This window comes from Pseudomonas sp. PSB18 (assembly GCF_014596565.1).
Lineage (GTDB): Bacteria > Pseudomonadota > Gammaproteobacteria > Pseudomonadales > Pseudomonadaceae > Aquipseudomonas.
Window position 1 is genome coordinate 201,144 of record NZ_NOIN01000006.1, and the last position, 26,149, is coordinate 227,292.

At 63.5% G+C, this 26,149-nt stretch carries 23 protein-coding genes; 10 read left to right on the forward strand and 13 right to left on the reverse strand.

Annotation, left to right across the window (positions count from 1 at the left end):
- Nucleotides 1-3: 3 nt before the first annotated feature.
- From nuoI to CGA22_RS16170, 7 genes are all read left to right on the forward strand, one after another.
- On the forward strand, nucleotides 4-552 hold the full coding sequence (nuoI, locus tag CGA22_RS16140; RefSeq protein ID WP_024779320.1) for an NADH-quinone oxidoreductase subunit NuoI: 549 nt from the start codon (nucleotides 4-6) through the stop codon (nucleotides 550-552).
- Between the two features lie 9 nt (nucleotides 553-561).
- Nucleotides 562-1,062, forward strand: a complete 501-nt coding sequence (nuoJ, locus tag CGA22_RS16145; protein WP_024779321.1) for an NADH-quinone oxidoreductase subunit J — start codon at nucleotides 562-564, stop codon at nucleotides 1,060-1,062.
- A 4-nt stretch (nucleotides 1,063-1,066) separates the two neighbouring features.
- Nucleotides 1,067-1,375, forward strand: coding sequence for an NADH-quinone oxidoreductase subunit NuoK (nuoK, locus tag CGA22_RS16150; RefSeq protein WP_024779322.1), 309 nt, complete (start codon nucleotides 1,067-1,069; stop codon nucleotides 1,373-1,375).
- Nucleotides 1,372-3,225: an NADH-quinone oxidoreductase subunit L gene (gene nuoL, locus CGA22_RS16155; protein WP_041024328.1), complete on the forward strand. Its 1,854-nt coding sequence runs from the start codon at nucleotides 1,372-1,374 to the stop codon at nucleotides 3,223-3,225. Before nuoK ends, nuoL begins: the two co-directional genes overlap by 4 nt.
- Before the next feature lie 39 nt (nucleotides 3,226-3,264).
- Nucleotides 3,265-4,797 carry an NADH-quinone oxidoreductase subunit M gene (gene nuoM, locus CGA22_RS16160; RefSeq protein WP_041024329.1) on the forward strand — a complete coding sequence of 511 codons (1,533 nt, stop codon included), beginning with the start codon at nucleotides 3,265-3,267 and terminating at the stop codon, nucleotides 4,795-4,797.
- A 7-nt stretch (nucleotides 4,798-4,804) separates the two neighbouring features.
- Nucleotides 4,805-6,268 (forward strand): NADH-quinone oxidoreductase subunit NuoN, encoded by a 1,464-nt coding sequence (nuoN, locus tag CGA22_RS16165; protein WP_024779325.1) that lies wholly within the window; start codon nucleotides 4,805-4,807, stop codon nucleotides 6,266-6,268.
- 173 nt (nucleotides 6,269-6,441) lie between these two features.
- Complete coding sequence (locus CGA22_RS16170; protein WP_041024330.1) at nucleotides 6,442-7,260, forward strand: DeoR/GlpR family DNA-binding transcription regulator; 819 nt, start codon at nucleotides 6,442-6,444, stop codon at nucleotides 7,258-7,260.
- 187 nt (nucleotides 7,261-7,447) lie between these two features.
- On the opposite strand, the gene otnI is transcribed toward CGA22_RS16170, so the two are convergent.
- The 5 genes from otnI to ltnD form a co-directional block, all read right to left on the reverse strand.
- Nucleotides 7,448-8,230 (reverse strand): 2-oxo-tetronate isomerase, encoded by a 783-nt coding sequence (otnI, locus tag CGA22_RS16175; RefSeq protein WP_041024331.1) that lies wholly within the window; start codon nucleotides 8,228-8,230, stop codon nucleotides 7,448-7,450.
- Nucleotides 8,231-8,240: 10 nt separating this feature from the next.
- Nucleotides 8,241-9,701, reverse strand: a complete 1,461-nt coding sequence (locus CGA22_RS16180) for an SLC13 family permease (protein ID WP_041024332.1) — start codon at nucleotides 9,699-9,701, stop codon at nucleotides 8,241-8,243.
- 181 nt (nucleotides 9,702-9,882) lie between these two features.
- On the reverse strand, nucleotides 9,883-10,521 hold the full coding sequence (locus CGA22_RS16185) for an aldolase (protein WP_041024333.1): 639 nt from the start codon (nucleotides 10,519-10,521) through the stop codon (nucleotides 9,883-9,885).
- Nucleotides 10,518-11,810, reverse strand: coding sequence for a 3-oxo-tetronate kinase (otnK, locus tag CGA22_RS16190; protein ID WP_041024334.1), 1,293 nt, complete (start codon nucleotides 11,808-11,810; stop codon nucleotides 10,518-10,520). The genes CGA22_RS16185 and otnK overlap by 4 nt, the downstream gene beginning before the upstream one ends.
- 9 nt (nucleotides 11,811-11,819) lie before the next feature.
- On the reverse strand, nucleotides 11,820-12,725 hold the full coding sequence (gene ltnD / locus CGA22_RS16195) for an L-threonate dehydrogenase (RefSeq protein ID WP_041024335.1): 906 nt from the start codon (nucleotides 12,723-12,725) through the stop codon (nucleotides 11,820-11,822).
- A 219-nt stretch (nucleotides 12,726-12,944) separates the two neighbouring features.
- Between ltnD and CGA22_RS16200 the strand changes: the two genes are divergently transcribed.
- Together CGA22_RS16200 and CGA22_RS16205 are read left to right on the forward strand one after the other, a co-directional pair.
- On the forward strand, nucleotides 12,945-14,051 hold the full coding sequence (locus CGA22_RS16200) for an NAD(P)/FAD-dependent oxidoreductase (protein WP_041024382.1): 1,107 nt from the start codon (nucleotides 12,945-12,947) through the stop codon (nucleotides 14,049-14,051).
- A gap of 315 nt (nucleotides 14,052-14,366) precedes the next feature.
- On the forward strand, nucleotides 14,367-14,843 hold the full coding sequence (locus tag CGA22_RS16205; protein ID WP_041024336.1) for a hemerythrin domain-containing protein: 477 nt from the start codon (nucleotides 14,367-14,369) through the stop codon (nucleotides 14,841-14,843).
- Nucleotides 14,844-14,891: 48 nt separating this feature from the next.
- Here the strand turns inward: CGA22_RS16205 and CGA22_RS16210 are convergent, their stop codons facing one another.
- The 7 genes from CGA22_RS16210 to CGA22_RS16240 form a co-directional block, all read right to left on the reverse strand.
- Nucleotides 14,892-15,770, reverse strand: a complete 879-nt coding sequence (locus CGA22_RS16210) for a LysR family transcriptional regulator (RefSeq protein ID WP_041024337.1) — start codon at nucleotides 15,768-15,770, stop codon at nucleotides 14,892-14,894.
- A 254-nt stretch (nucleotides 15,771-16,024) separates the two neighbouring features.
- Nucleotides 16,025-16,654: an isochorismate family cysteine hydrolase YcaC gene (gene ycaC, locus CGA22_RS16215; protein ID WP_041024338.1), complete on the reverse strand. Its 630-nt coding sequence runs from the start codon at nucleotides 16,652-16,654 to the stop codon at nucleotides 16,025-16,027.
- 141 nt (nucleotides 16,655-16,795) lie between these two features.
- On the reverse strand, nucleotides 16,796-18,634 hold the full coding sequence (locus CGA22_RS16220) for an amidohydrolase (protein WP_041024339.1): 1,839 nt from the start codon (nucleotides 18,632-18,634) through the stop codon (nucleotides 16,796-16,798).
- A 74-nt stretch (nucleotides 18,635-18,708) separates the two neighbouring features.
- A complete protein-coding gene (locus CGA22_RS16225) occupies nucleotides 18,709-19,335 on the reverse strand; it encodes an antibiotic biosynthesis monooxygenase (protein WP_041024340.1) in 627 nt (208 codons plus the stop codon).
- Nucleotides 19,328-19,741: a DoxX family protein gene (locus CGA22_RS16230; protein ID WP_041024341.1), complete on the reverse strand. Its 414-nt coding sequence runs from the start codon at nucleotides 19,739-19,741 to the stop codon at nucleotides 19,328-19,330. Before CGA22_RS16230 ends, CGA22_RS16225 begins: the two co-directional genes overlap by 8 nt.
- On the reverse strand, nucleotides 19,738-20,685 hold the full coding sequence (locus tag CGA22_RS16235) for a LysR substrate-binding domain-containing protein (protein ID WP_041024342.1): 948 nt from the start codon (nucleotides 20,683-20,685) through the stop codon (nucleotides 19,738-19,740). Before CGA22_RS16235 ends, CGA22_RS16230 begins: the two co-directional genes overlap by 4 nt.
- A 131-nt stretch (nucleotides 20,686-20,816) precedes the next feature.
- Complete coding sequence (locus CGA22_RS16240) at nucleotides 20,817-21,638, reverse strand: alpha/beta fold hydrolase (protein WP_041024343.1); 822 nt, start codon at nucleotides 21,636-21,638, stop codon at nucleotides 20,817-20,819.
- A gap of 250 nt (nucleotides 21,639-21,888) precedes the next feature.
- Between CGA22_RS16240 and CGA22_RS16245 the strand changes: the two genes are divergently transcribed.
- Complete coding sequence (locus CGA22_RS16245) at nucleotides 21,889-24,693, forward strand: ATP-binding protein (RefSeq protein ID WP_041024344.1); 2,805 nt, start codon at nucleotides 21,889-21,891, stop codon at nucleotides 24,691-24,693.
- Here CGA22_RS16245 and CGA22_RS16250 read toward each other — a convergent pair.
- Complete coding sequence (locus CGA22_RS16250; protein WP_041024345.1) at nucleotides 24,640-26,103, reverse strand: ATP-binding protein; 1,464 nt, start codon at nucleotides 26,101-26,103, stop codon at nucleotides 24,640-24,642. The two genes, CGA22_RS16245 and CGA22_RS16250, sit on opposite strands and share 54 nt — an antisense overlap.
- Between the last annotated feature and the right edge of the window lie 46 nt (nucleotides 26,104-26,149).

Below are 26,149 nucleotides of genomic sequence, written 5' to 3' on the forward strand. Positions count from 1 at the left end.
CCCATGTTCAAATATATTGGCGACATCGTTAAGGGTACCGGTACCCAACTGCGAAGCCTGGTCATGATCTTCGGCCATGGCTTCCGCAAGCGCGACACCCTGCAATACCCGGAAGAGCCGGTCTACCTGGCACCGCGTTACCGCGGCCGCATCGTCCTGACCCGCGACCCCGACGGCGAAGAGCGCTGCGTGGCGTGCAACCTGTGCGCCGTGGCCTGCCCGGTAGGCTGCATCTCGCTGCAGAAAGCTGAAACCGAAGACGGTCGCTGGTACCCGGACTTCTTCCGCATCAACTTCTCGCGCTGCATTTTCTGCGGCCTCTGCGAGGAAGCATGCCCGACCACCGCAATCCAGCTCACACCGGATTTCGAAATGGCGGATTTCAAACGTCAGGACCTGGTGTACGAGAAAGAAGATCTGCTGATTTCCGGTCCCGGTAAAAACCCTGATTACAACTTCTATCGTGTTGCAGGTATGGCCATTGCCGGTAAGCCGAAAGGCGCCGCGCAGAACGAAGCCGAACCGATCAACGTGAAGAGCTTGCTGCCTTAAGGAAGAAAGATGGAATTCGCTTTCTATTTCGCATCGGGTATCGCGGTGGTGTCCACGCTTCGTGTGGTCACCAACACCAACCCCATACATGCCCTGCTCTACCTGATCATTTCGCTCATCGCCGTGGCCATGACCTTCTTCGCCCTCGGTGCACCGTTTGCCGGGGCCCTGGAAGTGATCGCCTACGCCGGCGCCATCATGGTGCTGTTCGTGTTCGTGGTGATGATGCTGAACCTCGGCCCGGCCTCGGTCCAGCAGGAGCGCAACTGGCTCAAGCCCGGCATCTGGGCGGGGCCGGTGATTCTCGCCGCCCTGCTGCTGGGTGAACTGCTGTATGTGCTGTTCGCTCACCAGAGCGGCCAGGCCATCGGTCACACCACCGTAGGCGCCAAGACCGTGGGCATCAGCCTGTTCGGTCCGTACCTGCTGGTGGTCGAACTCGCCTCGATGCTGCTGCTTGCCGCAGCCGTCACGGCGTTCCATTTGGGCCGTAACGAGGCGAAGGAGTAATCACATGCCTGCTATCCCTCTCGAACACGGTCTGGCGGTTGCCGGCATCCTGTTCTGTCTCGGTCTGGTCGGCCTGATGGTCCGCCGCAACATTCTGTTCGTGCTGATGAGCCTGGAGGTCATGATGAATGCCGCCGCCCTGGCCTTCATCGTCGCGGGCGCTCGCTGGGCGCAGCCCGATGGACAGATCATGTTCATCCTGGTGATCAGCCTGGCAGCCGCCGAGGCCAGTATCGGCCTGGCGATCCTGTTGCAGCTGTATCGCCGCTTCCACACGCTCGATATCGACGCTGCCAGTGAGATGCACGGATGAACATGATCTTTCTGACTTTCGTATTTCCCCTGATCGGTTTCCTGCTGCTGGCGTTCTCCCGTGGACGCTGGTCGGAAAACCTCTCGGCACTGGTTGGCGTCGGCTCCATCGGCCTGTCGGCGATCGTTGCCGCGTACGTGATCTGGCAGTTCAACGTCGCCCCGCCCGCAGGTGGTCACTACACCCTGGTGCTGTGGCAATGGATGGCGGTGGAAGGCTTCACGCCGAACTTCGCCCTGTACATCGACGGCCTGTCGATCACCATGCTGGGCGTCGTGGTCGGCGTGGGTTTCCTGATCCACCTGTTCGCGTCCTGGTACATGCGCGGTGAAGCCGGTTACTCGCGCTTCTTCGCCTACACCAACCTGTTCATCGCCAGCATGCTGTTCCTGGTGCTCGGCGATAACCTGTTGTTCCTGTACTTCGGCTGGGAAGGCGTGGGCCTGTGCTCGTACCTGTTGATCGGTTTCTACTACAGCAACCGCAACAACGGCAACGCGGCACTCAAGGCGTTCATCGTCACCCGCATCGGCGACGTGTTCATGGCCATCGGCCTGTTCATCCTGTTCCAACAACTGGGCACGCTGAACATCCAGGAACTGCTGGTCAAGGCACCCGAGCACTTCAAGGTCGGCGACTTCTGGATCGTCCTGGCGACCCTGATGCTGCTGGGCGGCGCCGTCGGTAAATCCGCGCAACTGCCGCTGCAGACCTGGTTGGCGGACGCGATGGCCGGCCCTACCCCGGTATCGGCGTTGATCCACGCCGCCACCATGGTGACCGCGGGCGTCTACCTGATCGCCCGTACCCACGGCTTGTTCGTCCTGGCGCCGGACATCCTGCACCTGGTCGGCATCGTCGGCGGCGTGACCCTGGTACTGGCCGGCTTTGCCGCCCTGGTACAGACCGACATCAAGCGGATCCTCGCCTACTCGACCATGAGCCAGATCGGCTACATGTTCCTGGCCCTGGGCGTCGGTGCCTGGGAAGGCGCGATCTTCCACCTGATGACCCACGCCTTCTTCAAGGCCCTGCTGTTCCTTGCTTCCGGTGCGGTGATCGTCGCCTGCCACCACGAGCAGAACATCTTCAAGATGGGCGGCCTGTGGAAGAAACTGCCGTTGGCCTACGCCAGCTTCATCGTCGGCGGCGCTGCCCTGGCGGCCCTGCCACTGGTGACCGCCGGTTTCTACTCCAAGGACGAGATCCTCTGGGAAGCGTTCGCCAGCGGTAACCAGGGCCTGCTCTATGCTGGCCTGGTGGGTGCGTTCATGACCTCGCTGTACACCTTCCGACTGATCTTCATCGCGTTCCATGGTGAAGCCAAGACCGAAGCCCACGCCGGCCACGGGATTGCCCATTGGCTGCCGCTGTCGGTGTTGATCGTGCTGTCGACGTTCGTCGGCGCCATGATCACCCCGCCGCTGCACGGTGTGCTGCCGGAGAGCGTCGGCCATGCCGGCGGCGAAGCCAAGCACAGCCTGGAAATCGCCTCCGGTGCCATCGCCCTGGCGGGTATCCTGCTGTCCGCCCTGCTGTTCCTGGGCAAGCGTCGCTTCGTCACGGCCATCGCCAACAGCGGCCTCGGCCGTATCCTTTCGGCCTGGTGGTTCGCTGCCTGGGGCTTCGACTGGATCTACGACAAACTGTTCGTCAAGCCATACCTTGCGATCAGCCACATTCTGCGCAAAGACCCGCTCGACCAGACCATTGGCCTGATCCCGCGCATGGCCAAGGGCGGCCACACTGCCCTGAGCCGTACCGAGACCGGTCAACTGCGTTGGTATGCGGCTTCCATGGCGGCTGGCGCCGTGCTGGTTATCGGCGCCATCGTGCTGGTAGCGGTCTGATATGAACCTTGCGAACTTGCGAAAGGAAACGAGCCCGTCATGATTCTGCCCTGGCTAATCCTGATCCCCTTCATCGGCGGCCTGCTGTGCTGGATCGCGGAGCGCTCCAGCTCCACGCTCCCGCGCTGGATTGCGCTGCTGACCATGTCCCTGGAACTCGCGCTCGGCCTCTGGCTGTGGGCGACCGGCGACTATTCATTCGCCCCGGCCCCTGGCGCCAACCCGACCTGGGCGCTGGAGTTCAAGCACCTCTGGATCGAGCGCTTCGGCATCAGCGTGCACCTGGCCCTCGACGGCCTGTCGCTGCTGATGATCCTGCTGACCGGCCTGCTGGGTATCCTCTCGGTACTCTGCTCCTGGAAAGAGATCCAGCGTCACGTCGGCTTCTTCCACCTGAACCTGATGTGGATCCTGGGCGGTGTCGTCGGCGTGTTCCTGGCGCTGGACCTGTTCATGTTCTTCTTCTTCTGGGAAATGATGCTGGTGCCGATGTACTTCCTCATCGCGCTCTGGGGTCACAGTTCTTCGGACGGCAAGAAGACCCGGATTTACGCGGCGACCAAGTTCTTCATCTTCACCCAGGCTTCCGGCCTGATCATGTTGGTGGCGATCCTGGGCCTGGTGCTGGTCAACTTCAACAACACCGGCGTGATTACCTTCAACTACGCCGACCTGTTGAAAGTGCAGATGTCGCGCGGTACCGAGTACGTGCTGATGCTGGGCTTCTTCATCGCCTTCGCGGTGAAGCTGCCGGTGGTGCCGTTCCACTCCTGGCTGCCGGATGCTCACGCCCAGGCGCCGACCGCCGGTTCCGTGGACCTGGCCGGTATCCTGCTGAAGACAGCGGCCTACGGCCTGCTGCGTTTCGCTCTGCCGCTGTTCCCCAACGCCTCGGCCGAGTTCGCGCCGATTGCGATGACCCTGGGCCTGATCGGGATCTTCTACGGTGCGTTCCTGGCGTTCGCCCAGACCGACATCAAGCGCCTGATCGCCTTCTCCAGCGTCTCGCACATGGGCTTCGTGCTGATCGGGATCTACTCCGGCAGCCAACTCGCCCTGCAAGGCGCGGTGATCCAGATGCTCGCCCACGGCCTGTCGGCGGCGGCGCTGTTTATCCTCAGCGGCCAGTTGTACGAGCGCCTGCACACCCGGGACATGCGTGAGATGGGTGGCCTGTGGTCGCGCATCGCCTACCTGCCGGCCATCAGCCTGTTCTTCGCGGCCGCCTCCCTGGGCCTGCCAGGTACCGGCAACTTCGTCGGTGAGTTCCTGATCCTCATCGGCAGCTTCGTCAGCGCGCCGTGGATCATCGCCATCGCCACCTCCGGCCTGGTGTTCGGTTCGGTCTATTCGCTGATCATGATCCACCGCGCCTACTTCGGCCCGTCGAAGTCGGACGAAGTGCTGCGCGGCATGGACGGTCGCGAACTGATCATGGTGCTGGGCCTGGCGATGCTGCTGGTCTACCTCGGCGTCTACCCGCAGCCGTTCCTCGACACGTCTGCCGCCACCATGCATGGCGTGCAGCAGTGGCTCGGCACCGCCTTCTCTCAACTCGCTTCGGCCCGGTAAGAGCGCTATGGAATTCACGATTCAACACTTTATCGCGCTTGCACCGCTGTTGATCACCAGCGCCACGATCATCGTGGTGATGCTGGCGATCGCCTGGCGGCGCAATCACTCACAGACCTTCCTGCTGTCGGTGGCGGGGCTGAACCTGGCCTTGCTGTCGATCCTGCCGGCCCTGAAAGTCGCGCCGCTGGCGGTCACGCCGTTGCTGCAGATCGACAGCTTCGCCTGCCTGTACATGGCGTTGATCCTGGTCGCCACCCTGGCCTGCGTCACCCTCGCCCACGCCTACCTCGGCGACGGCGGTTCGGGTTACCCGGGCAACCGCGAAGAACTGTACCTGCTGATCCTGATGGCCGCCGCCGGTGGCCTGGTCCTGGTCAGCGCGCAGCACCTGGCCAGCCTGTTCATCGGCCTGGAACTGCTGTCGGTGCCGGTCTACGGCCTGGTGGCCTACGCCTTCTTCAACAAGCGCTCCCTGGAAGCCGGCATCAAGTACATGGTGCTGTCGGCGGCCGGTTCGGCGTTCCTGTTGTTCGGCATGGCGCTGCTCTACGCGGAAGCCGGTACCCTGAGCTTCGTCGGCATCGGCCAGGCCCTGGCGGCCACCGGCCTGCCTAGCCCGATCGCGCAACTGGGCCTGGGCATGATGCTGATCGGCCTGGCGTTCAAGCTGTCGCTGGTACCGTTCCACCTCTGGACCCCGGACGTCTACGAGGGCGCCCCGGCTCCGGTGGCGGCGTTCCTGGCCACCGCTTCGAAAGTGGCGGTGTTCGCGGTGATGGTGCGTCTGTTCCAGATCTCGCCAGTGGCCAGCAGCGGCGTGCTGAGCAACGTGCTGACCATCATCGCCATCGTGTCGATCCTGTTCGGTAACCTGCTGGCACTGACCCAAAGCAACCTCAAGCGTCTGCTGGGTTACTCGTCCATCGCCCACTTCGGTTACCTGCTGATCGCGCTGATCGCCAGCAAGGGCCTGGCGGTGGAAGCCATCGGCGTGTACCTGGTCACCTACGTGATCACCAGCCTCGGCGCCTTCGGCGTGATCACCCTGATGTCCTCGCCGTACAACGGCCGCGACGCCGACGCCCTGTACGAATACCGCGGCCTGTTCTGGCGCCGTCCGTACCTGACCGCCGTGCTGACCGTGATGATGCTGTCCCTGGCCGGCATCCCGCTGACCGCCGGCTTCATCGGCAAGTTCTACATCGTCGCCACCGGCGTCGAGGCTCACCAATGGTGGCTGGTCGGCTCCCTGGTGCTGGGCAGTGCCATCGGCGTGTTCTACTACCTGCGCGTCATGGTCACCCTGTACCTGATGGAACCCAACCTGCGTCGCCACGACGCCGAGTTGCACTGGGAACAGAAAGCAGGCGGCGTGATGCTGCTGGCCATCGCCATCCTGGCGTTCTTCCTCGGTGTGTACCCGCAGCCGTTGCTGACCCTGGTCCAGCAGGCGGGCCTGACAGGCTGATTGCCTGAGCCTCGGCGCTGTGAAAAAACCCGTATCGCGAGATGCGGGTTTTTTTATGCCTGTGGAAAGACAATCGTGGCGCGGGAGCTTGCTCGGCTTTGTTCCTCGTCCGCCTCCCGCAGATTCGTTACTATGTCCGCTCCCCTGCCCTATCAGTCACCGAGTCCACACCGATGCCCACCCCCAAGGACATGGCCAACGACAGCCCCGCACCGATGATTCCCGAGCAGCGCCGGGAACAGATCCTGCGTCAGTTGCGCAAGCATCAGGTGCTGAGCGTCCATCAGTTGATGGAGATGTTCGATTGCTCGCACATGACCGTGCGTCGCGACATCGCCCTGCTAGAGCAGGAAGGCCGGGCCTATTCGGTGACGGGTGGGGTGCGTATCGCCAGCCAATTGCACAGCGAGCCGAGCCACCAGTCCAAGGCTGTGGTGGAGCTGCCGCAGAAGCAGGCCATGGCCAAACTGGCGGCCAGGCTGTTGAAGGATGACATGACGGTGTACCTGGATGCCGGCACCAGCACGCTGGAGATCGTGCCCTATATCAAGGCGTTGTCGGGGATGACGGTGGTGACCAACGATTTCGGCGTGGTCCAGGCGCTGATGGAAGCGCCGCAGGTGACGGTGATTCATACCGGCGGACAGCTGGATCATTCCAACCACTCCTGCGTCGGCGGGCTGGCGGTGGCGACCTTGCGTCAGGTGGTGACGGACATTGCCTTCATGTCCACCAGTTCGTGGGACCTGCAACGGGGCATCACCACGCCGTCGGCCTTGAAAGTGGAAGTCAAGCAGGTGGCGATGCAGTCGGCCTCGCAAGTGGTGCTGGTGGCCAGCAGTTCCAAGTACGGCACCTTCAGCATGTACCGCATCGCCGGGCTGGAGCAGTTCGACTTCATCATCAGCGACAACGCCCTGGCACCGGCGGCGGCCGACGGCATTCGCAAGCAGGGCGTCGAATTGCTGCTGCCGGATGGGCAGCCTGCCTAAGATCGTCGCAAGCCGGTCCATCGCTATCGCGAGCAGGCTCGCTCCCACAGAGGGGTGGGCCAAGCCCGGAATTTTTGTTCACCCTAGGCCAATGTGGGAGCGAGCCTGCTCGCGATAGCGGTGGGTCAGCCGGCATCGATGTTGACTGATCCGCCGCCATCGCGAGCAGGCTCGCTCCCACAAGGTTTTAGCGCGCTTTCCAGTCCCGCAGCCATTGCAGGCCGGCCGAGGTATCACCACGGGGACGGTATTCGCAGCCGACCCAGCCGTCATAGCCCAACTCGTCCAGCAGTTCGAACAGGAACGGATAATGAACTTCCCCCCGGTCCGGCTCATGCCGATCCGGCACGCCGGCGATCTGGATATGCCCGATGCCACTGAAGTCGCGCCTGAGTTTGCTCGCCAGGTCGCCCTCGACAATCTGGCAGTGGTAGCAATCGAACTGGACCTTGAGGTTGTCCGCCCCGACCTCTCGGCAGATGGCATGGGCCTGATCCTGGCGGTTGAGGAAAAAGCCCGGCATGTCCCGGGTGTTGATCGGTTCCAGCAATACCGTGATCCCGGCCTTCGCCGCCTGGGTCGCGGCGTAGGCGAGGTTTTCCAGGTACACGGCGTGGTGCCGGGCACGCTCGGCTTCGGACGGGAGCAAGCCCGCCATCACATGAATGTTCGAGTTGCCGAGCACAGCGGCGTATTCCAGGGCGCGCTCGAAGCCTTGACGAAATCCCTGCTCGCGTCCGGGCAACGTTGCCAGCCCCCGCTCCCCCGCCGCCCAATCCCCGGGCGGTGCGTTGAACAGCGCCTGGACGAGGCCGTAGTCATCCAGCCGCTGCTTGAGCACCTCGGGGCTGTACTCGTAGGGGAACAGGTATTCCACGGCATCGAAACCATCGGCCGCCGCGGCCGCGAAACGGTCGAGGAAATCATGTTGCGAATAGAGCATGCTGAGGTTGGCTGCGAAACGAGGCATACGATATTCCTTAAACGAAAGGCCAGATCAACAAGGTGATACCGAAACCGAGTGTACCGAGCAGCGTGGTAATCACGGTCCAGGTGCGCAGGCCGTCCGCCACGTTGAGCCCTGCCAGTTTAGTGAAGATCCAGTAACCGGCGTCGTTGATGTGGGACATCGCCAGCCCGCCACCGCCCATGGCCAGGCACAGCAGCGCCAGGTGATTGGGGGTCAGGCCGAGCGTAGCGATCAACGGACTGATGATACCGGCGGTGGTCACCAGCGCTACCGTGGTCGAACCTTGCACGGCGCGCAACAGCATGGTCAGCAAAAAGCCCAGCGCCAGCACCGGCAACCCGGTGGTGCGCAACATCTCGGACACCACCGCACCGATCCCGGTATCCACCAGCACCTTGCCAAAGACGCCGCCGGCACCGGCGATCAGGATCACCATCGCCACACCGGGCAACGCCGAGCCGATCACATCGGACACTTGGGTGCGACTCCAGCCCCGCCGTGAGCCCAACAGCCAGGCGCAGAGCAAGGTGTCGATCAGCAGGGCCACCAGCGGCGCCCCCAGCACCGTCATGACACCGCGAATCGCAGACTCCATCGGCAGCAGCGTGGTCGACAGCGTGCCCAGCAGGATCAGCACGATGGGCAACAGGATCAGCCCGACAATCAGGCCGAACCCCGGTGGCGGTGCCGGTGGCAGCTTGGCGACCAGCGAGCCGGTGGACTCTTCCAGCCCCATATGGGACACCGCGACGGCGGCTTGCACCGGATCCCTGCCGTTACCGTTGCTCCAGGCGGCCAGGTCTTCATTGGTGACATGGGGACCGTAGACTTCGGCGCGGATGTCGTCGGTCATCGGATAGAAGCGACGCGTCATGCGCCCCGCCACTTTATAGCCGACAAAACACAGGAACGCGGTCAACGGCAGGCCGAACATCAACACACGGCCCAGGTCGGCCCCCAACTGGCTGGCCGCCGCCACCGCCCCCGGATGCGGTGGCAGGAACGCATGCACCGTGAGCAACGCCGCACACATCGGCAAGGCGAACACCAGCAACGGCTTGCGGGCGCTGCGAGCCACGCCATAGGCCAGCGGCATGAGGATGATGACACCCACCTCGAAGAACACCGGCACGCCGATGATGAAGCCGGCGATGGTCAGGGCCAGCGGTGTACGCCGGTTGCCAAAGCGCTCGATCAGGGTTTTCGCCAGGGCCTCGGCGCCGCCCGACAATTCGATGATGCGCCCGATCATCGCGCCCAGGGCGATGATGATTGCGATATGGCCGAGGGTCTTGCCCATGCCGCCTTCAATGGTCGCCACCAGGTCGGCCGGTTTGACCCCGGCCACCAGCGCCACCAGGATGCTCACCAGCATCAGCGCCACGAACGGTTGAAACTTGTACTTGAGCACCAGGAACAGCAACAGCGCGATCCCGGCACCGGCCGTGATCATCAGGATGACCGGGCTCATGGGCGCGACCCTCCGGAGAGGATCGGGAGAACGCTTGCGCGACAAACACTGCGATTGAAATGGGTCATGGAGTGAATCCTGTTGTTATTGTTTTTTCAGCCAGCCCGCACGACACCGGTAGCAAGGGGATCAGTCCCCTCGCCACTGGCTGTGCAAGGCTTTGGTTCTTGTGGCGGATCCCTTACCAATCGGCGCCGAAGATAGCGCGCAGCTCATCCAGTGCCGCCTGATCGAGCGGCTCGGGCCTGGGATTGCTCATCAGCCAGAGCCGCGCGGTCTCTTCCAACTCTTCCAGGGCGTAGCTGGCCCGGGACACCGTACTTTCCCAGACCACCGGGCCCAGGCGTTCGAGCATCACGCCGCGAACCCGATTGGCCAGTTGCGCCACCTGCTCCGCCACGTCAGGCGAGCCGGGGCGCTGGTAGCCGATCAATGGAATGTGCCCGACCTTCATCACCTGATAAGGCGTGAGCGGCGGCAAGATGTCGTCGGGCCGCCAGACACCGGCCAGGGTCAGCGCCACCAGATGAGTGGAGTGGGTGTGCACCACGCCCCCGACCGTCGGGTTGCGGTCGTAGACCTGGCGATGCAGCGCCAGGGTCTTGGACGGCTTGTGCCCGGACACCCAATCGCCAGCGGCATTGACCTTGGCGATGGTCCCGGGATCGAGACGTCCCAGGCAGGCATCGGTCGGCGTGATCAGCCAGCCATCGTCGAGCAGGGCGCTGATGTTGCCGGCGCTGCCGACGGTGTAGCCGCGCTGATAGAGGCTAAGGCCGACTTCGCAGATCTCTTCGCGCAAGGCGCTTTCCGGGCTCATCGGGCGCCTCCGGCCAATTGCGCGAGGGCCTTGGCGAAGAAATCGCGACCGCCGAAATTGCCCGACTTGAGCGCCAGGGCCAGCGGTTCTGCGCCGCTGCTGAGGGTCGCAGGCACACCCGGATCGATCTGCGCGCCGATCTGCAGCAACGTCACCTGCAGCGCCTTGACCACCGCGCCTGAAGTTTCGCCACCGGCAATCACGAAACGCCGTACACCTTGTTCGCGCAAACCTCGGGCGATCTCGCCCAAGGCGTTTTCCACCAGCGCACCGGCCCGCCCAGCGCCCAACTGTTGTTGCACGGCCTTGACCTCATCGGCGCTGTTAGTGGCATAGATCAGCACGGTGTCCGCCGCGTCGCGGGCAAACGCCAGCGCTCGGGCGACCACCGGCTCACCGGCCGCCAGCGCCACGGGATCGATGCGCAAGGCCGGCCGCCCAGCCTCGAGCCAGGCGGCCACTTGTCCATTGGTGGCGATTGACGCACTGCCGGCCAAGACCACTTCACCGCCAGGGACCTGGGGCAGCGTCGACACGTCGAAATCCCTCAGTCGGCCGGCTCGCCGGAAGTTGTCCGGCAGCCCCAGGGCCAGCCCGGAACCGCCCGTCAGCAAGGACAAGTCAGCACAGGCCGCACCGAGGGTGTACAGGTCCGCATCGGACAATGCGTCGGCGATGGCCATGCCGACGCCCTGGTCGCGCAACTCGGTCATCTTCGCCCGCACGGCGTCCACGCCCTGGGCGACGCTGTCGTAGCGCAACAGGCCAACCTCGAGGGAAGTCTGGGCTTGCAGCACACGCACCAGGTTGGCGTCGGTCATCGGCGTCAACGGGTGGTGTTGCATGCCCGACTCGTTCAGCAATTGGTCCTGCACGAACAGGTGGCCGCGGAAAATCGTCCGGCCGTTTTCCGGAAACGCCGGGCAAGCCAAGGTGAAATCACTGTCCAGGGCTTTGAGCAGGGCTTCGCTGACCTGGCCGATATTGCCCGCGGCGGTCGAATCGAAAGTCGAGCAGTATTTGAAGAAAATCTGCCGGCAGCCGCGTTCACGCAACCAGGCCAGCGCCGCGAGGGATTCGTCGATGGCCTCGGCCACAGGCAGGGTTCGCGACTTGAGGGCAATCACGATCGCATCGGCCGCCAGGCCTTCAGCTTCGTCGGTACCGGGAATGCCGATGCTCTGCACCGTGCGCATGCCGCCGCGCACCAGCATGTTGGCCAAGTCCGTGGCACCCGTGAAATCGTCGGCAATGCAGCCCAGCAGCGGGCGCGCGTTGGAAGGGGTCATGGCGGCTCCTCAGATCGAATCGGGCTTGGCGGTCGGCAGGTCGATGCCCGGGAAAATCTTGATCACCGCCGAATCATCCTCCCGACCGAAACCGGCGCTGGAAGCCTGCATGAACATCTGGTGCGCGGTGGCCGACAGCGGCAACGGGAATTTGCTGGCGCGGGCGGTATCGAGCACCAGGCCCAGATCCTTGACGAAGATATCCACCGCCGACAGGGGCGTGTAGTCAGCCTTGAGGATGTGCGGCACGCGGTTTTCGAACATCCAGGAGTTGCCGGCGCTGTGGGTGATCACTTCATACAACGCATCGGCATCCACGCCTTCGCGCAGCCCCAGGGCCATGGCTTCGGCCGAGGCGGCGATGTGTACGCCGGCCAGCAATTGATTGATGATTTTGACTTTGGAGCCCAAGCCATGGACATCGCCCAGGCGATAGACCTTGCCCGCCATGCCCGCCAGGACCGCTTCGGCCTTGGCGTAGGCCGGGGCCGGGCCCGACGTCATCATGGTCATCTCGCCAGCCGCGGCCTTGGCCGCACCGCCGGAGATCGGCGCGTCGAGGTACAGCAGGCCGGTCTGCGCCAGGCGCTGGCCCAGTTCCACGGCAAAGGTCGGCGCCACGGTGGCGCACCCGATGACCAGGCTGCCCTCGCGCAAGGCTTGCACGGCACCGTTCTCGCCAAACAACACGGTGTCGGTCTGCTCGGCGTTCACCACCACGGTGATGATCACATCGCAGTGAGCCGCCATGTCGGCAGGCGACGCACAGGCCACCCCGCCCTCGCCGGCAAATTGTTCGGTGACGGCGGCACGCACATCACAGGCATGCACATTGAAGCCTGCGCGCAGCAACGAGTGGGCAATGCCCAGGCCCATCGCGCCGAGACCGATCACACCGACATTCTTGTTATTCATGAGGCACTCCGGGAGAGACAGCAAACCGTTCTGGTGGGTCTTGTAGCAAGCTTTGTCCTACAGGTTGGTTTCGATCATCCACCAATGAACAGATCTTGTGAAGTATTTTTTCAATCTAACATTTTTTAACACAGCTCTTTTTCCAGAGGCATCGTCTTCACCTGACTCCCAGGCAGGGCTACCCTGCAACGTCACGCAGCCCCTGAAGGAGAAATGCGGTTGAACGTCGATATCGAATGCGTGGTGGTGGGCGCGGGGGTCGTCGGTCTGGCCGTGGCCCGGGAGCTGGCCCAGGCCGGCCATGAGGTGCTGCTGATCGAAGCCGGCGGCGCCATCGGCATGGGCACCAGCTCGCGCAATTCCGAAGTCATCCATGCCGGCATCTACTACCCACCGGGCAGCCTCAAGGCCCGGTTGTGCGTCGAAGGTCGGCACCGGCTGTACGCCTATTGCGAAAGCCACGGCGTGATGACTCGTCGGCTCGGCAAGCTGATCGTCGCCAAGGACCCGGCGCAGGTGGCCGGACTCCAGGTGTTGCTGGAACGCGGCTTGATGAACGGTGTGGACGACCTGCGCCTGCTTGATCGGGAGCAGGCGTTGGCCCTGGAACCGGCGCTGGCGTGTGTCGCCGCGTTGTATTCGCCTTCCACGGGCATTGTCGATTCCCATGCATTGATGCTGGCCTTGCAAGGCGATGCCGAAGCGGCCGGCGCGAACCTGGCCTTCCACACGCCGTTGCTGGGGGTTCGCATCGGCGCCGGACACTTCCTGCTGGAATTGGGTGGCACCGCCCAGATGAACCTGTCCTGCCGTCGATTGATCAACGCCGCCGGCCTCCAGGCGCCCGCCCTCGCCCGTCGCATGGAGGGCCTGCTGGCGCAAACAGTGCCCCCTGACTATTTGTGCAAGGGCAACTACTTCAGCCTGGCCGGACGTGCGCCTTTCCGGCATCTGGTCTACCCGGCCCCGGAAGCCGCCGGGCTGGGCATCCACATGACCCTGGACCTGGCGGGCCAGGCCCGTTTCGGTCCTGATATCGAATGGCTAGAACACGAGGACTACCGGGTCGATCCGGCGCGCGCCGAAACCTTCTACCCGGCGATTCGCACTTACTGGCCCGACCTGCCCGACCACAGCCTGCAACCGGCCTACAGCGGCATCCGCCCAAAGATCTCCGCCCCCGGCGATCCCGCCCGCGACTTCCTCATCAGCAGCGCCGCCGAGCACCAGGTGCCGGGGCTGATCAACCTGTTCGGCATCGAATCGCCGGGGCTGACCGCTTGCCTGGCGATTGCCGGGCAGGTGCGGCAATTGCTCGATGACTGAACTGCAAATCCTCTGTGGGAGCGAGCCTGCTCGCGATGGGGCCAGGCCAGTCGACATCATCATTGGCTGAACGACCGCTATCGCGAGCAGGCTCGCTCCCACAAGGGGGTTCTTGGTCAGGGCAGCGCAAAGTGCAAGGCAATTTGGCCCCTCTTCATGCAGCCTGCACGATGATAAAAACGGCGATCATCCCAACCAATTGTTTTTAAAGGGTTTTACAAAGCCACCTGGCTGGCACGGCCGATGCAATCCTTGGTTAACGCGACGTCGGCGCTTGAAGCCGGCTCGTAACCGTGAATTGCCGAGGAGCTGTATATGAACGCCATCGATCTGTTGAAAGCTGACCATGAACGCGTCAAAGGTATTCTGGCTCAACTGAGCGAATCCACCGAACGCGGCGTCAAGAAACGTACTGACCTGTTGGCGAAGCTGGAAATGGAAGTCACCATTCATACCCGACTGGAAGAAGAGATCCTGTACCCGGCCTTCAAGCAAGCGGGGGGCAAGGACGAGGCTGAAATGTACTACGAGGCCAAGGAAGAACATCGCACAGTCGATTCGCTGGTGCTGCCGGACCTGAAGGCCACCGATCCTTCTCAACCGGAATTTGCCGGCCGGGTGAAAGTGGTCAAGGAACTGCTTGAGCACCATATCGAAGAAGAAGAGAAAGAGATGTTCCCGCAAGCCAAGAAACTGCTGGGCAAAGCCAAGCTGGATGCCTTGGGTGAACAGATGGAAACCATGAAGGCGCAGTACAAGAAGGAACTGGGCAGCGCCAATATGGCCGCCTGATCGGGCCTGGCTGAGTTTTCAGCCGTCCTGGGACGGTTGAAAACTCAGCTACTGCATATGTTCCCGTAGAAATTCCACCAGCGCCTGCACCGGGCGCGAACTCTGGCGATGTTGCGGGTAGACCGCCGACAGCGCCAGCGGCTCGGTTTCGAAGCCCTCCAGTACCTTGACCAACCGTCCATCCTTCAGCGCATCGCCGAGGATGAAGGTAGGGAGATAGGTAATGCCCATGCCGGCGATGGCCGCATCCCGGAGTAGATCACCGTTGTTGGCGCGCATGCGTCCAGCGACCTCCAACACCAGCGGTTTCCCCCCTCCTCCGAAACGCCACTGCACCTGACGGCTGTGACCATAGGGCAGGCAGTCATGGTTGCGCAGGTCCTCGGGGCGCGAGGGTGTGCCGCGTTGCGCCAGGTAGGACGGGCTGGCGCAGTAGACCCGATCGATGCTCGCGATGCGGCGGGCAATCAAGGTCGAATCCTCCAGCACGCCGATTCGTAGCGCCAGGTCGTAACCCTCCCCCAGCAAATCCACCGAGCGGTCACTCAGGTCCACTTCGACGCTGACCTGCGGATAACGCTGCAAGAACAACGGCAGCAGACAGCCCAGGTGCGCCACGGCAAAGGACAGCGGCGCGCTGAGTCGAAGGGTGCCCCGAGGCTCGCTGGTCTGTCCGCTGATGCCCAGTTCCACCTGTTCGATCTCGCTGAGCAGGCGCAGGGCGGCCTCGTAATAGCGCTGGCCCAACGGGGTGACATCCAGACGCCGCGTCGAGCGGTTGAGCAGGCGTACCCCCAGCCGCTGTTCCAGCTCCATGAGCTTGCGGCTGACGAATTGCTTGGACAATCCCAACTTGTCCGCCGCCGCCGTGAAGCTGCCCGACTCCATGACCTGGGCAAAAATGCGCATTTCTTCGAAGGGGTTCATTGTCACTCCAGGGGTGGACAGTGAGGGAGTTCAGTTGAGCATTGTGGTCGGAGTGGGACAGATTGGAAAGGATTGGATGGACTGACGCCATCGCGAGCAGGCTCGCTCCCACAGGGGATTCGGGCGTTCTCAAGAGGCATGTCCACCACAAAACCCATGTGGGAGCGAGCCTGCTCGCGATGGCGGCCTGTCAGTCGACCAAAAACCAAAACGCCCGCACAAGGCGGGCGTCGTCCAGCAACAACCACTGAAGCTTACTTGGCAGTCAGCGCCGCGTAGCTGTTCATCAGGTTGCGGTAGTTCGGAATGCGCTGGGACAGCAGGTTGCCCAGGCCTTCAATGTCGTTGCGCCAGTCGCGATGCAGTTCGCAAGCCACCGAGAACCAGTTCATCAGCTGTGCGCCGGCAGCGGTCATGCGAGCCCAGGAGGCCTGCTGCACGGTTTCGTTGAAGGTGCCCGAGGCGTCGGTGACGACGAACACGTCGAAACCTTCGGCCAGCGCCGACAAGGTCGGGAACGCCACGCAGACATCGGTCACCACGCCAGCGATGATCAGTTGCTTGCGGCCGGTGGCCTTGATCGCCTTGACGAAGTCTTCGTTGTCCCAGGCATTGATCTGGCCTGGACGCGGGATGTACGGCGCGTCCGGGAACATTTCCTTGAGCTCCGGCACGAGCGGGCCGTTAGGGCCTTTTTCGAAGCTGGTGGTCAGGATGGTCGGCAGACCGAAGAACTTCGCCAGGTCGGCCAGGGCCAGCACGTTGTTCTTGAACTCGTTGGGCGAGAAGTCCTGGACCAGGGAGATCAGGCCGGTCTGGTGATCGACCAGCAGGACGACTGCATCATCTTTGTTCAGGCGGTTGTAGACAGGGGCGTTGCTCATGGGATGACTCCTTATGCATGGTTGTTACAAATCCTGTGGGAGCGAGCCTGCTCGCGAAGCGGTGTGCCTGTTGCGAAAGTGTCGGATGCGCCGACTTCTTCGCGAGCAGGCTCGCTCCCACAGGGGGGATGTTGATGTCGGTCAGAACGCGAAGCAGGAACAGCCGAACGCGCCCCAGAAACCTTGGAAATCGCTGACCGGGACGTTCGACAGCCGCGCCCGCTCATGGCTATGGGAATGCACCGTGCAAGGACCGCTGCACTGGTGAACCTGGGCCTGCAACGGCGAGGTCGGGCGCCAGTGACCTGGCACCTTGACCACCGGCGACCAGTCCGGCAGTACCGGGACACTGGCAGGGCCGAGTTTTTCGAAGTCGCCGGCGGCGTACACCACCTTGCCGTCGACCACCGTCAGCACGGACTCGATCCACTTGATGGCTTCTTCCTCGACGCTGAAGAAGTCGGCGCTCAGCGCCGCCAGGTCCGCCAGTTGGCCGACCTTGATCTGGCCCTTCTTGCCTTGCTCCGAGGAGAACCAGGCACTGCCATGGGTGAACAGCTCCAGCGCGGTCAAGCGCGGCAGGCCTTCTTCGTGCAGCGCCAGACCACCGACCGTGCGACCGCTGACCATCCAGTACAGCGAGGTCCAAGGGTTGTAGCTCGATACTCGGGTGGCGTCGGTGCCGGCACCCACCGGCACGCCTTCGGCCAGCATGCGCTTGATCGGCGGCGTCGCCTCGGCGGCCTTGGCGCCGTAGCGGTCGACAAAGTACTCGCCCTGGAAGGCCATGCGGTCCTGGATGGCAATACCGCCGCCCAGTGCGCGGACCCGTTCGATGTTTTGCGGGGTGATGGTTTCGGCGTGGTCGAAGAACCATGGCAAGCCGTTGAACGGGATGTCGCGGTTGACCTTCTCGAACACGTCGAGCATGCGGCTGATGGACTCGTTGTAGGTGGCATGCAGGCGGAACGGCCAGCGCTGCTCCACCAGGTGCCGGACCACCGGCTCCAGGTCCTGCTCCATGCCGGGCGGCAGGTCCGGACGCGGCTCGAGGAAGTCTTCGAAATCCGCCGCCGAGAACACCAGCATTTCACCGGCGCCGTTGTGCCGCAGGAAATCATCGCCCTGGTGCAGCTTGACGCTGCCGGTCCAGTTCTTGAAGTCGCTGAGCTCTTCCTTGGGCTTCTGGGTGAACAGGTTGTAGGCGATGCGCACCGTCAACTGTTCTTCCCGGGCCAACTGCTCGATCACCGCGTAGTCGTCGGGGTAATTCTGGAAACCACCGCCCGCGTCGATGGCACTGGTCAGCCCCAGGCGGTTGAGTTCACGCATGAACTGGCGAGTGGAGTTGACCTGGTACTCCAGCGGCAACTTCGGCCCCTTGGCCAACGTGGAGTAGAGGATCATCGCGTTGGGACGCGCCACCAGCATGCCGGTGGGTTCGCCCTTGCTGTCGCGCACGATCTCGCCGCCCGGTGGGTTCGGCGTGTCACGGGTGTAACCGGCCACCCGCAGCGCGGCGCGGTTGAGCAAGGCGCGGTCATACAGGTGCAACACGAACACCGGTGTATCGGGGGCGGCCTGGTTGAGTTCTTCCAAGGTTGGCATGCGCTTTTCGGCGAACTGGAATTCGTTCCAGCCGCCCACCACACGTACCCATTGCGGCGTCGGCGTACGGTCGGCCTGGTCCTTGAGCATGCGCAGGGCATCGGCCAGGGACGGCACGCCTTCCCAACGCAGTTCGAGGTTGTAGTTCAGGCCGCCGCGAATCAGGTGCAGGTGCGAGTCGTTAAGCCCGGGGATGACGGTGCGGCCCTTGAGGTCGATGACCTGGGTACCGCCGCCACGCAGGGCCATGGCCTCGGCGTCGGTGCCCACGACAACGAACTTGCCCTGGCTGATGGCCACGGCGCTGGCCCGGGGCTTTTCCCGGTCGACGGTGTGGAACTGGCCATTGAACAGAATCAGATCGGCGTTCATAGGGTTCTCCTTCAACTATCAAAAAATGTGTGACCAGGGAGCTTGTTGTGGCTAGGCACAACGGCTCGACAGGCTCATGGTTCCAAATGCTCGTGCGCTGTCGAGGCTTGCAGCCAGGGTGCGAACAGACGGGTCGCCAACGGCATGCACACGTAACAGACCGAGAGCACGATGGTCACGGTGATCAGGAACGTGGCAACGACGTAGTTGGAGAGAAATGCGTTGAGTTGCAGCACGGGGCCCCAGATCAGCGGCACCAGCAAGGTGTGCGGCAGGATGACCAACAGCGTCACCACGGCCTGCTTCCAGCGCGGTGGCGGCGTGGAGGCGTCGGCCAGCGGGGCGAACCAGAACTCCTTGTGGGAGGCGACCTCGGTCTGGTCACCGTCGGCCAGCAACGGCGTGGCCTCTTCCACCAGCTCGCGGCGCTCGGGCGAATCGAGCCAGCGCTGCATGGCCTCGGTGGAACAGAAACGCAGCACGCAAGTGAACAGCGACAACCCGCCCTGCTTGCCCCGCACGACATCGACGCCCAGGTGTCCCGGCCAACTACCGGCCACGGTCACGATGCGGCGCAACCAGGCCTCATAGGCCGCGTCCTGGCCGGCCTTGACCCGGTGCTTGACGATCAGGGTCACGATTTCATCGAAGCCAGGTGTGGCAGTGCCCGTTGTGGGCTCGACAACTTGAGATTCAGACATGGCGTAACACTCCGGTAAAACGCGCATTCAGTGCCAGGCGACCCGGCCCGGCGATGAACACGCTGGTAAAGATGATCAGCAGCAGCCAGCCGAACTGCCCTTCTTCGAGGCTCCATTGCGGGTGGACCACCCACAGCGCAACCGCCAACAGGAACAGGATGGGCAGGCACGCGAGGCGCACCAGGACACCGGCTGCGATCAGCAACGGGCACAGCACTTCGGCAAAGATCGCCAGCATCAGGGTAAGGCTCGCCCCCAGGTGAAACGGGTCTTCGATCCGGGTCAGCTCGTCGCTGTAGTGCAGCCACTTCGGCAGTCCGTGGACCCATAGCAGAAACAACGCGCCACTGAGGCGAAGGAACAGCAGTCCCCAGTCCTGCAGGGTACGTTCGTCGGTGACGTTCATCGGTGTGCTCCGTCCGGGTCCGCATAGGCAGCGGCCGGCAATGATTGGGACATGTGGGTGGCAATGCGCGAGCGCAGCCAGCGCTCGGCCGGGTCGTTGTCATGCACGCCACTCCAGACCATCGACAACTCGGCCGCGTTGATCTCGAACGGCGGATCCTCGGCCCGCAACGCGCAGCCTTCCACCAGCGCGCAGGCTGCGTAGTCGGGCACGGTGGCGATCAGCTCGGTGCCGGCCAACAACGCCCGCAAGCCACTGAACTGCGGGACCCCCAGCACCACTTTGCGGGTCCGGCCAATACGCGCCAGGTCCAGGTCGATGTTGCCGCTCAGGTCACCCGAGAACGACACCATGGCATGGGGGCGCGCGCAGTACTCGTCCAGGGTCAGCGGGCCCGGACGCTTGTCGCCGCGCAAGACCTTGCAGGGAATGTCCCGCAGTTTCTTGCGCTTGGCGTTGGCCGGCAGATCGGTGGTGTAGCTGACCCCGACGCTGATTTCCCCGCTGCCCAGCAACGACGACATCAGCAGGTAATTGGCCCGGCGTACCACCACGATGATGCCCGGCGCTTCTTCACGCAGTTGGCTCAGCAAGGGCGGAAACAGGCCGAACTCGGCGTCGTCCGACAAACCGATACGAAACACGTCGCAACTGGTGGACGGATCGAACGCCTTGGCCCGGCTGACCGCGCCGGAAATCGTGTCCATGGCCGGTTGCAGCTCACGCAGGATCGCCATCGCCCGCGGCGTCGGCTCCATGCCGCGACCGTGGCGGATCAGCAGCGGATCATCGAACAGATCCCGCAGCCGTCCCAGCGCCGCGCTCACGGCAGGCTGGCCCATGAACAGCTTTTCAGCGACGCGGGTCAGGTTCTTCTCGAACATCAACGCCTCAAAGATCACCAGCAGGTTCATGTCGAGACGGCGTAAATCGTTGCGATTCATCGATTAGGGTCCTGTGGATTACCGATCCTGTGGGAGCGAGCCTGCTCGCGAAGCGTCGGCACATCCGACATCGTCACAAGCTGACCCACCGCTATCGCGAGCAGGCTCGCTCCCACAGGTTCTATGCTCGATCAGCCTCGGATGAATGCCAGCAGATCCGCATTCAGTCGATCCTTGTGGGTATCGGTCAGGCCGTGGGGCGCGCCGGGGTAGACCAGCAGTTGCGAGTGCTTGAGCAGCTTGGCGGCTGCGATGCCGGCGGCTTCGATGGGGACCACCTGGTCGTCATCGCCATGGACCACGAGGGTCGGCACGTCGATGTTGCGCAGGTCTTCGGAAAGATCGGTCTCCGAGAACGCCTTGATGCAGTCGTACGTGTTCTTGTGGCCGGCGAGCATGCCTTGCATCCAGAACCAGTCGATCATGCCTTGGGACACCTTGGCACCCGGACGGTTGGCGCCGAAAAACGCGCTGGCCACATCCTTGTATAGCTGAGAACGGTCGACCAGGGAGGCCTGGCGGAAACCGTCGAACACTTCGATGGGCAGGCCGCCCGGGTTGGCCGGAGTCCTGAGCATCAGTGGCGTTACCGCCGAGATCAGCCCGAGCTTGGCGACGCGAGCGGCGCCATGACGGCCGATATAGCGTGCCACCTCACCACCGCCGGTCGAGAAGCCGAGCAACACGGCGTCCTTCAGGTCCAGCCGCTCGATCAGCTCGGCCAGGTCATCGGCGTAGGTGTTCATGTCGTTGCCGTCCCAAGGCTGGCTGGAGCGCCCATGCCCACGGCGGTCGTGGGCGATCACCCGATAACCGTTGGACGCCAGGAACATCATCTGCGCCTCCCAACTGTCCGAGTTCAACGGCCAGCCATGACTGAAGACAACCGGCTGACCACTGCCCCAATCCTTGTAGTAGATCTCGGTGCCGTCGCGGGTGATGAAAGTGCTCATGACATGACTTCCTTGAGAGGGGTGGAGGTCTCCATGGTCCGGTCAGAGGGGGTATATGCGTGAGTTAAACGTTGTTAATTTTTTTGATTGAGGGCAGGACTGTGGTGTTTTTTGTGGATTCTCCATTGCTGTCCTGGAGCGGCAAGGCAGGAAGACTGCACCGGTCGGCTCTGGACCGTTGCACTTGTCAGCAAACCTGAGGAACATACTCGGATATGCCTTCTGCACCAGATCTGACATTGAGTACACAATGAGCCACCCCAGCGCCCTGCCCGTCGAACAGACCGTGCATTTCGGCCCTTACCACGTCCATCCTCGTCAGCGCCTGGTGCTGGAGGGCGGACAGCCGCTACGCCTGGGGCGGCGGGCGGTGGAGATCCTGCTGGTGCTGCTCGAGCACGCCGGCGAGGTGGTGAGCAAACAACAACTGATCGCCCGTGTCTGGCCCAGGAGTGTCGTGGAAGACACCAACCTGCGGGTGCATGTCGCGGCACTGCGCAAGGCGCTGGGGGATGGTCAGGCCGGGCAGCGCTACATCGTTACCGTGGCGCAACGCGGCTACAGTTTTGTCGCACCGGTGTCGACCGAGCCTCTCGCCCCCATGGCGGATATTCCGCCTGCGTCACTGGCCCACAACCTGCCGCCGCGGCGTAACCGGATGATCGGACGCCAAGCGGTAGTGGAAAGCCTGGTAACCCACCTGCCGCGCAAACGCTTCATCACCCTGGTCGGGACCGGTGGCATCGGCAAGACCACCGTGGCCCTGCGGGTCGCCGAGCGGCTGATCGATCAGTACCGCGATGGCACTTATCTGCTGGACTTGTCATTACTCAACGATCCGGCCTCGATCGTGCCGGAGCTGTGCGCGCTGCTGGATTTGCCACAGCCGGACAGCGATCCGCTGGCGACCATCGCGCGACAGCTCAAGGACCGGCATCTGTTGCTGGTGATCGATAATTGCGAACATCTGATCGACACCATCGCCCAGTTCTGCGAAACCCTCCTGCGCGGTGCCCCGCACCTGCATATCCTGGCGACCAGCCGCGAAGGCCTGCGAGCCGAAGGCGAACACGTGCAGCGCCTCGACGCCCTGGCCTGCCCACCCCGGGAGACCCCCTTCGAAGGCTACCCGGCTCTCGAATACCCGGCCCTGCAACTGTTCGCCGAGCGGGCGATGGCCAGCCAGGAAGACTTCGAGCTGACCGACCGCGAGGTGCCCTTGGTGGCGGACATCTGCCAGCGACTGGACGGGATTCCCCTGGCCATCGAACTGGCCGCCGCGCAAGTGGGCCGCTTCGGGCTGGAGGCGCTTCACCGGCAACTGCAAGGCAGCGTCACCCAGCTCCACAACGACAGCGACGTTGCGCCGCGCCAGCAAACCCTGCGCGCCACGCTGGATTGGAGCTTCGCACTGCTCACCGTGTGCGAACAGGTCTGCCTGCGACGGTTGTCGATGTTCATGGGCAGTTTCAACCTGACGTCGGCCGCCGCGGTGATCATCGGTCCGCATGTCGCGCCCGACCAGGTGCTGGTGTCGATCAGTCAGCTGGTGGCCAAATCCCTGCTCAACGTCGAAGTCGGCGATGAGGAGGTGCGCTATCGCCTGCTGGACACCACCCGCAGCTATGCCCTGGAGAAACTGGCCGAAGCCGGTGAACTGGCAGACAGCCAGGAACGCCATGCCGAGCGCTGCCTGGCCCTGATGGAACAAGCCGAGCAGGATTGGGAAAACACCGCCACGCCAGTGTGGATCGAGCGCTACGCCACTTATCGCGATGACATCCGCGCCGCCCTCGACCGGGGTTTGGGCCCGCACGGTTCCCATCAAGTGGCAATCCGCTTGACCGCGAGCACCCTACCCCTCTGGCAGGAGCTGTCATTGCTCAAGGAGCATGGGCTTTACGTCAACAAGGCGCTGCACTTACTGCGGGCCACCCCGTCGCCTTGCCCCAGGCTGAGCCTCGCCCTGGAGTTGGCCCACGCCAGCTTCAACTACCACACCGAGGGCGGCACGCCGGCCACGATCCGCGCCTTCGTCACCGCCCGACGACTGGCGCAACAATGCCAGAACCGCGCCGGCGAGCTCCGGGCCGTGTCTGGGCACATGGCGGTCAATCTCAGTTGCGGACATTACCAAGAGGCACTGGAACAGAGCCAGGATTTCGACCGGCTGGGCACCCAGGGCGACCCGCTCTTGTCCTTGAGCGCCCAACGCTTGCGGGTGCTGGCGCTGCACTTTGCCGGCGACCAGGGCGCGGCCCGACAAGATGCCGAGCAGGTCATCCAGCGCCTGGCCCAGAGTGGTCACCTCAGCCGCTTCACCCATGGTTTCGGCGTGCAATACGACCAGAGCGTGGCGTCGCTGACCACGCTGGCGCGCATACTCTGGCTGCAAGGCTTTGCCGAAAAAGCCCGGCGGGCCGCCAATCTCGCCCTGCAGATTGCCTTGCAGATCAATCACGGCACCTCGATCTGCTACACCCTCGCGCTGGCCGGCTGCGTGATCGCCCGTTACAACGGCGATCATTCAGTCGCGCGGGAAAGGCTCGATCTGTTGCGATACCAGGCCAACAAACATTCGGTACTGCTGTTTCATGACTGGGCCTGCCACTACGACGGTGCGTTCAATGACGCCCCCCTCGAGGCGAATCCGGTCAGCGGACTGATCCAGGACATCGTCGTGACCCTGCGTGCCGACCGGCTCAGCGCCGAGCAACTCGATCGCGCCCGCAGCGGTGCCGCGGGCTGGTGCACGGCCGAAATCCTGCGGGCCGAGGCGCAAGCCTTGCTGGCACGCAACGAACCCGCCCTTGACGACAGCGCCGAGGAACAACTGGTGACCGCCCTGGACGTGGCCCGCAGCCAGGGTGCCCTGGCCTGGGAGCTGCGCAGCGCCATGACCCTGGCGCGACTCTGGCAACGCCAGGGCCGGGAACAGGCCGCGCAAGCATTGCTCGGGCCGGTCTATCGACGTTTCACCGAAGGCTTCGATACCCCGGACCTAGTGGAGGCCAACGCGCTGCTCCACAGCTTGTCTGGACAGTGCGGGGCTTGAATGGACAGGCTCCCAAGCGTCCTGCAGCCCATAACGCCGCTGATACAAATGCCCTTGGCCACTGCGCCGCAGTTTTTCCTGAGCATAGGCACGCGTGGTGTGGAGCCAGTGGAAACGCAATCCACTGGCGCATTGTTCGACGCCCAATAGCGACTGCTGGGCCAACCTAGACAGCAGCCAGGGCAACTGCCCGACACCCAGCTCCGGACAACTGATCACGGCAATGGCCGCCTTGACAGTAAAAGGCCGGTCGAACACCGAGAGGCGCTGGAACACCACCTGCTCCGGGGCACTCAAGCGCTCGAAACTCCAGTCCAACAAGGCCTCCAGGCTCCGGTGACGGGGCACGGCCGTGCGCCGGCCAAAGCTCAGGAGTGACAGTCCGAAGTCCAGTTGCTCCAGCACGCCTGCCACGCCCAAGGCACAGACCTGGGCCGCCGCCAGCTCCAGGGCCAGCGGCAAACCGTCCAGGCGTTGGCAGATCTGCGCAATCGCGACCAAGTCACGGTCGCTGGCTTTGAAACCTTGCTGCCGGGCACCGACCCGGTCCACCAGCAACTGTACCGCAGGACACGCCAGTAGTTGATGTTCGGGCTCAAGGGGCGATGCCACCGTCAGGCCTGGCAGTTGCACGACGTGTTCATCGGTGAGGTGCAGCGGCTCGCGACTGCTCAACAACAGCGACACGCCCGGTGCCGACGCCCGCAGCGCCAAGGCCAACTCACGACAGGCCTCCAGCAGGTGTTCGCAGCCATCGAGCACCAGCAGTATCCGGCGACGTTCGAGTCCCCCGATCAGGGTCTCGGGTTCCAGGCCCAGCGTGCAGGCAATCCGTGCCCGCACCTGGCAAGGCTCGGTGATAGCCGCCAGGTCGACGAACCACGCACCGTCGTCAAAGTGTTCCAACAACAGTTCCGCGACCCGCAGTACCACGGTGGACTTGCCAACGCCGCCTGGGCCGGTCACGGTGGTCAGGCCCTGGCGTGGCACCTCGACCAGCAACCGGCCCAGCACTTTATCGCGGCCGATCACCGGGCTCAGCCGTGCAGGCAGATTGTGCTTTTCACGTATGGACGAAGCCAGCGGCGCGGCAAAGCAATAGCCCCGCCGCGGATCGTTGAGGATGTACCGGCACCCGTCCCGCCCGTCACCGAACGCCCGACGCAGCGCGGCAATGTGCACCCGCAGGTTGATGTCTTCCACCACACTGTCCGGCCAGACCCCGGCGATGAGCGCTTGCTTGCTGATATAGCTGCCGGCGTGATCCACCAGCACCTGGAGAACGTCCAGCGCCCGCCCGCCCAAGGTGAGCGGTTCGCCGTCTCGGGTGACCAGCCGCTGCTGCCGGTAGAAGGCAAACGGACCGAAGCCCACCGTCGGTTCGGTATCGGGTTTGACGAAACTGTTCATGGTGATCCAGTGCCAAAAAGCCGGTGTGGGCATGGCGTCGCGGTCA

Bases quoted from the DNA above. Each gene is read 5' to 3' on its own strand.
- otnK (WP_041024334.1), bottom strand. From the start codon at position 11,810: ATGACCCCTTCCAACGCGCGCCCGCTGCTGGGCTGCATTGCCGACGAT.
- nuoN (WP_024779325.1), top strand. From the start codon at position 4,805: ATGGAATTCACGATTCAACACTTTATCGCGCTTGCACCGCTGTTGATC.
- CGA22_RS16210 (WP_041024337.1), bottom strand. From the start codon at position 15,770: ATGAACCCCTTCGAAGAAATGCGCATTTTTGCCCAGGTCATGGAGTCG.
- CGA22_RS16225 (WP_041024340.1), bottom strand. From the start codon at position 19,335: ATGTCTGAATCTCAAGTTGTCGAGCCCACAACGGGCACTGCCACACCT.
- CGA22_RS16185 (WP_041024333.1), bottom strand. From the start codon at position 10,521: ATGAGCCCGGAAAGCGCCTTGCGCGAAGAGATCTGCGAAGTCGGCCTT.
- CGA22_RS16250 (WP_041024345.1), bottom strand. From the start codon at position 26,103: ATGAACAGTTTCGTCAAACCCGATACCGAACCGACGGTGGGCTTCGGT.
- CGA22_RS16245 (WP_041024344.1), top strand. From the start codon at position 21,889: ATGAGCCACCCCAGCGCCCTGCCCGTCGAACAGACCGTGCATTTCGGC.
- CGA22_RS16240 (WP_041024343.1), bottom strand. From the start codon at position 21,638: ATGAGCACTTTCATCACCCGCGACGGCACCGAGATCTACTACAAGGAT.
- CGA22_RS16220 (WP_041024339.1), bottom strand. From the start codon at position 18,634: ATGAACGCCGATCTGATTCTGTTCAATGGCCAGTTCCACACCGTCGAC.
- nuoK (WP_024779322.1), top strand. From the start codon at position 1,067: ATGCCTGCTATCCCTCTCGAACACGGTCTGGCGGTTGCCGGCATCCTG.
- ltnD (WP_041024335.1), bottom strand. From the start codon at position 12,725: ATGAATAACAAGAATGTCGGTGTGATCGGTCTCGGCGCGATGGGCCTG.
- otnI (WP_041024331.1), bottom strand. From the start codon at position 8,230: ATGCCTCGTTTCGCAGCCAACCTCAGCATGCTCTATTCGCAACATGAT.
- CGA22_RS16230 (WP_041024341.1), bottom strand. From the start codon at position 19,741: ATGAACGTCACCGACGAACGTACCCTGCAGGACTGGGGACTGCTGTTC.
- CGA22_RS16205 (WP_041024336.1), top strand. From the start codon at position 14,367: ATGAACGCCATCGATCTGTTGAAAGCTGACCATGAACGCGTCAAAGGT.
- CGA22_RS16180 (WP_041024332.1), bottom strand. From the start codon at position 9,701: ATGAGCCCGGTCATCCTGATGATCACGGCCGGTGCCGGGATCGCGCTG.
- nuoJ (WP_024779321.1), top strand. From the start codon at position 562: ATGGAATTCGCTTTCTATTTCGCATCGGGTATCGCGGTGGTGTCCACG.
- CGA22_RS16170 (WP_041024330.1), top strand. From the start codon at position 6,442: ATGCCCACCCCCAAGGACATGGCCAACGACAGCCCCGCACCGATGATT.
- CGA22_RS16235 (WP_041024342.1), bottom strand. From the start codon at position 20,685: ATGAATCGCAACGATTTACGCCGTCTCGACATGAACCTGCTGGTGATC.
- nuoL (WP_041024328.1), top strand. From the start codon at position 1,372: ATGAACATGATCTTTCTGACTTTCGTATTTCCCCTGATCGGTTTCCTG.
- nuoM (WP_041024329.1), top strand. From the start codon at position 3,265: ATGATTCTGCCCTGGCTAATCCTGATCCCCTTCATCGGCGGCCTGCTG.
- nuoI (WP_024779320.1), top strand. From the start codon at position 4: ATGTTCAAATATATTGGCGACATCGTTAAGGGTACCGGTACCCAACTG.
- ycaC (WP_041024338.1), bottom strand. From the start codon at position 16,654: ATGAGCAACGCCCCTGTCTACAACCGCCTGAACAAAGATGATGCAGTC.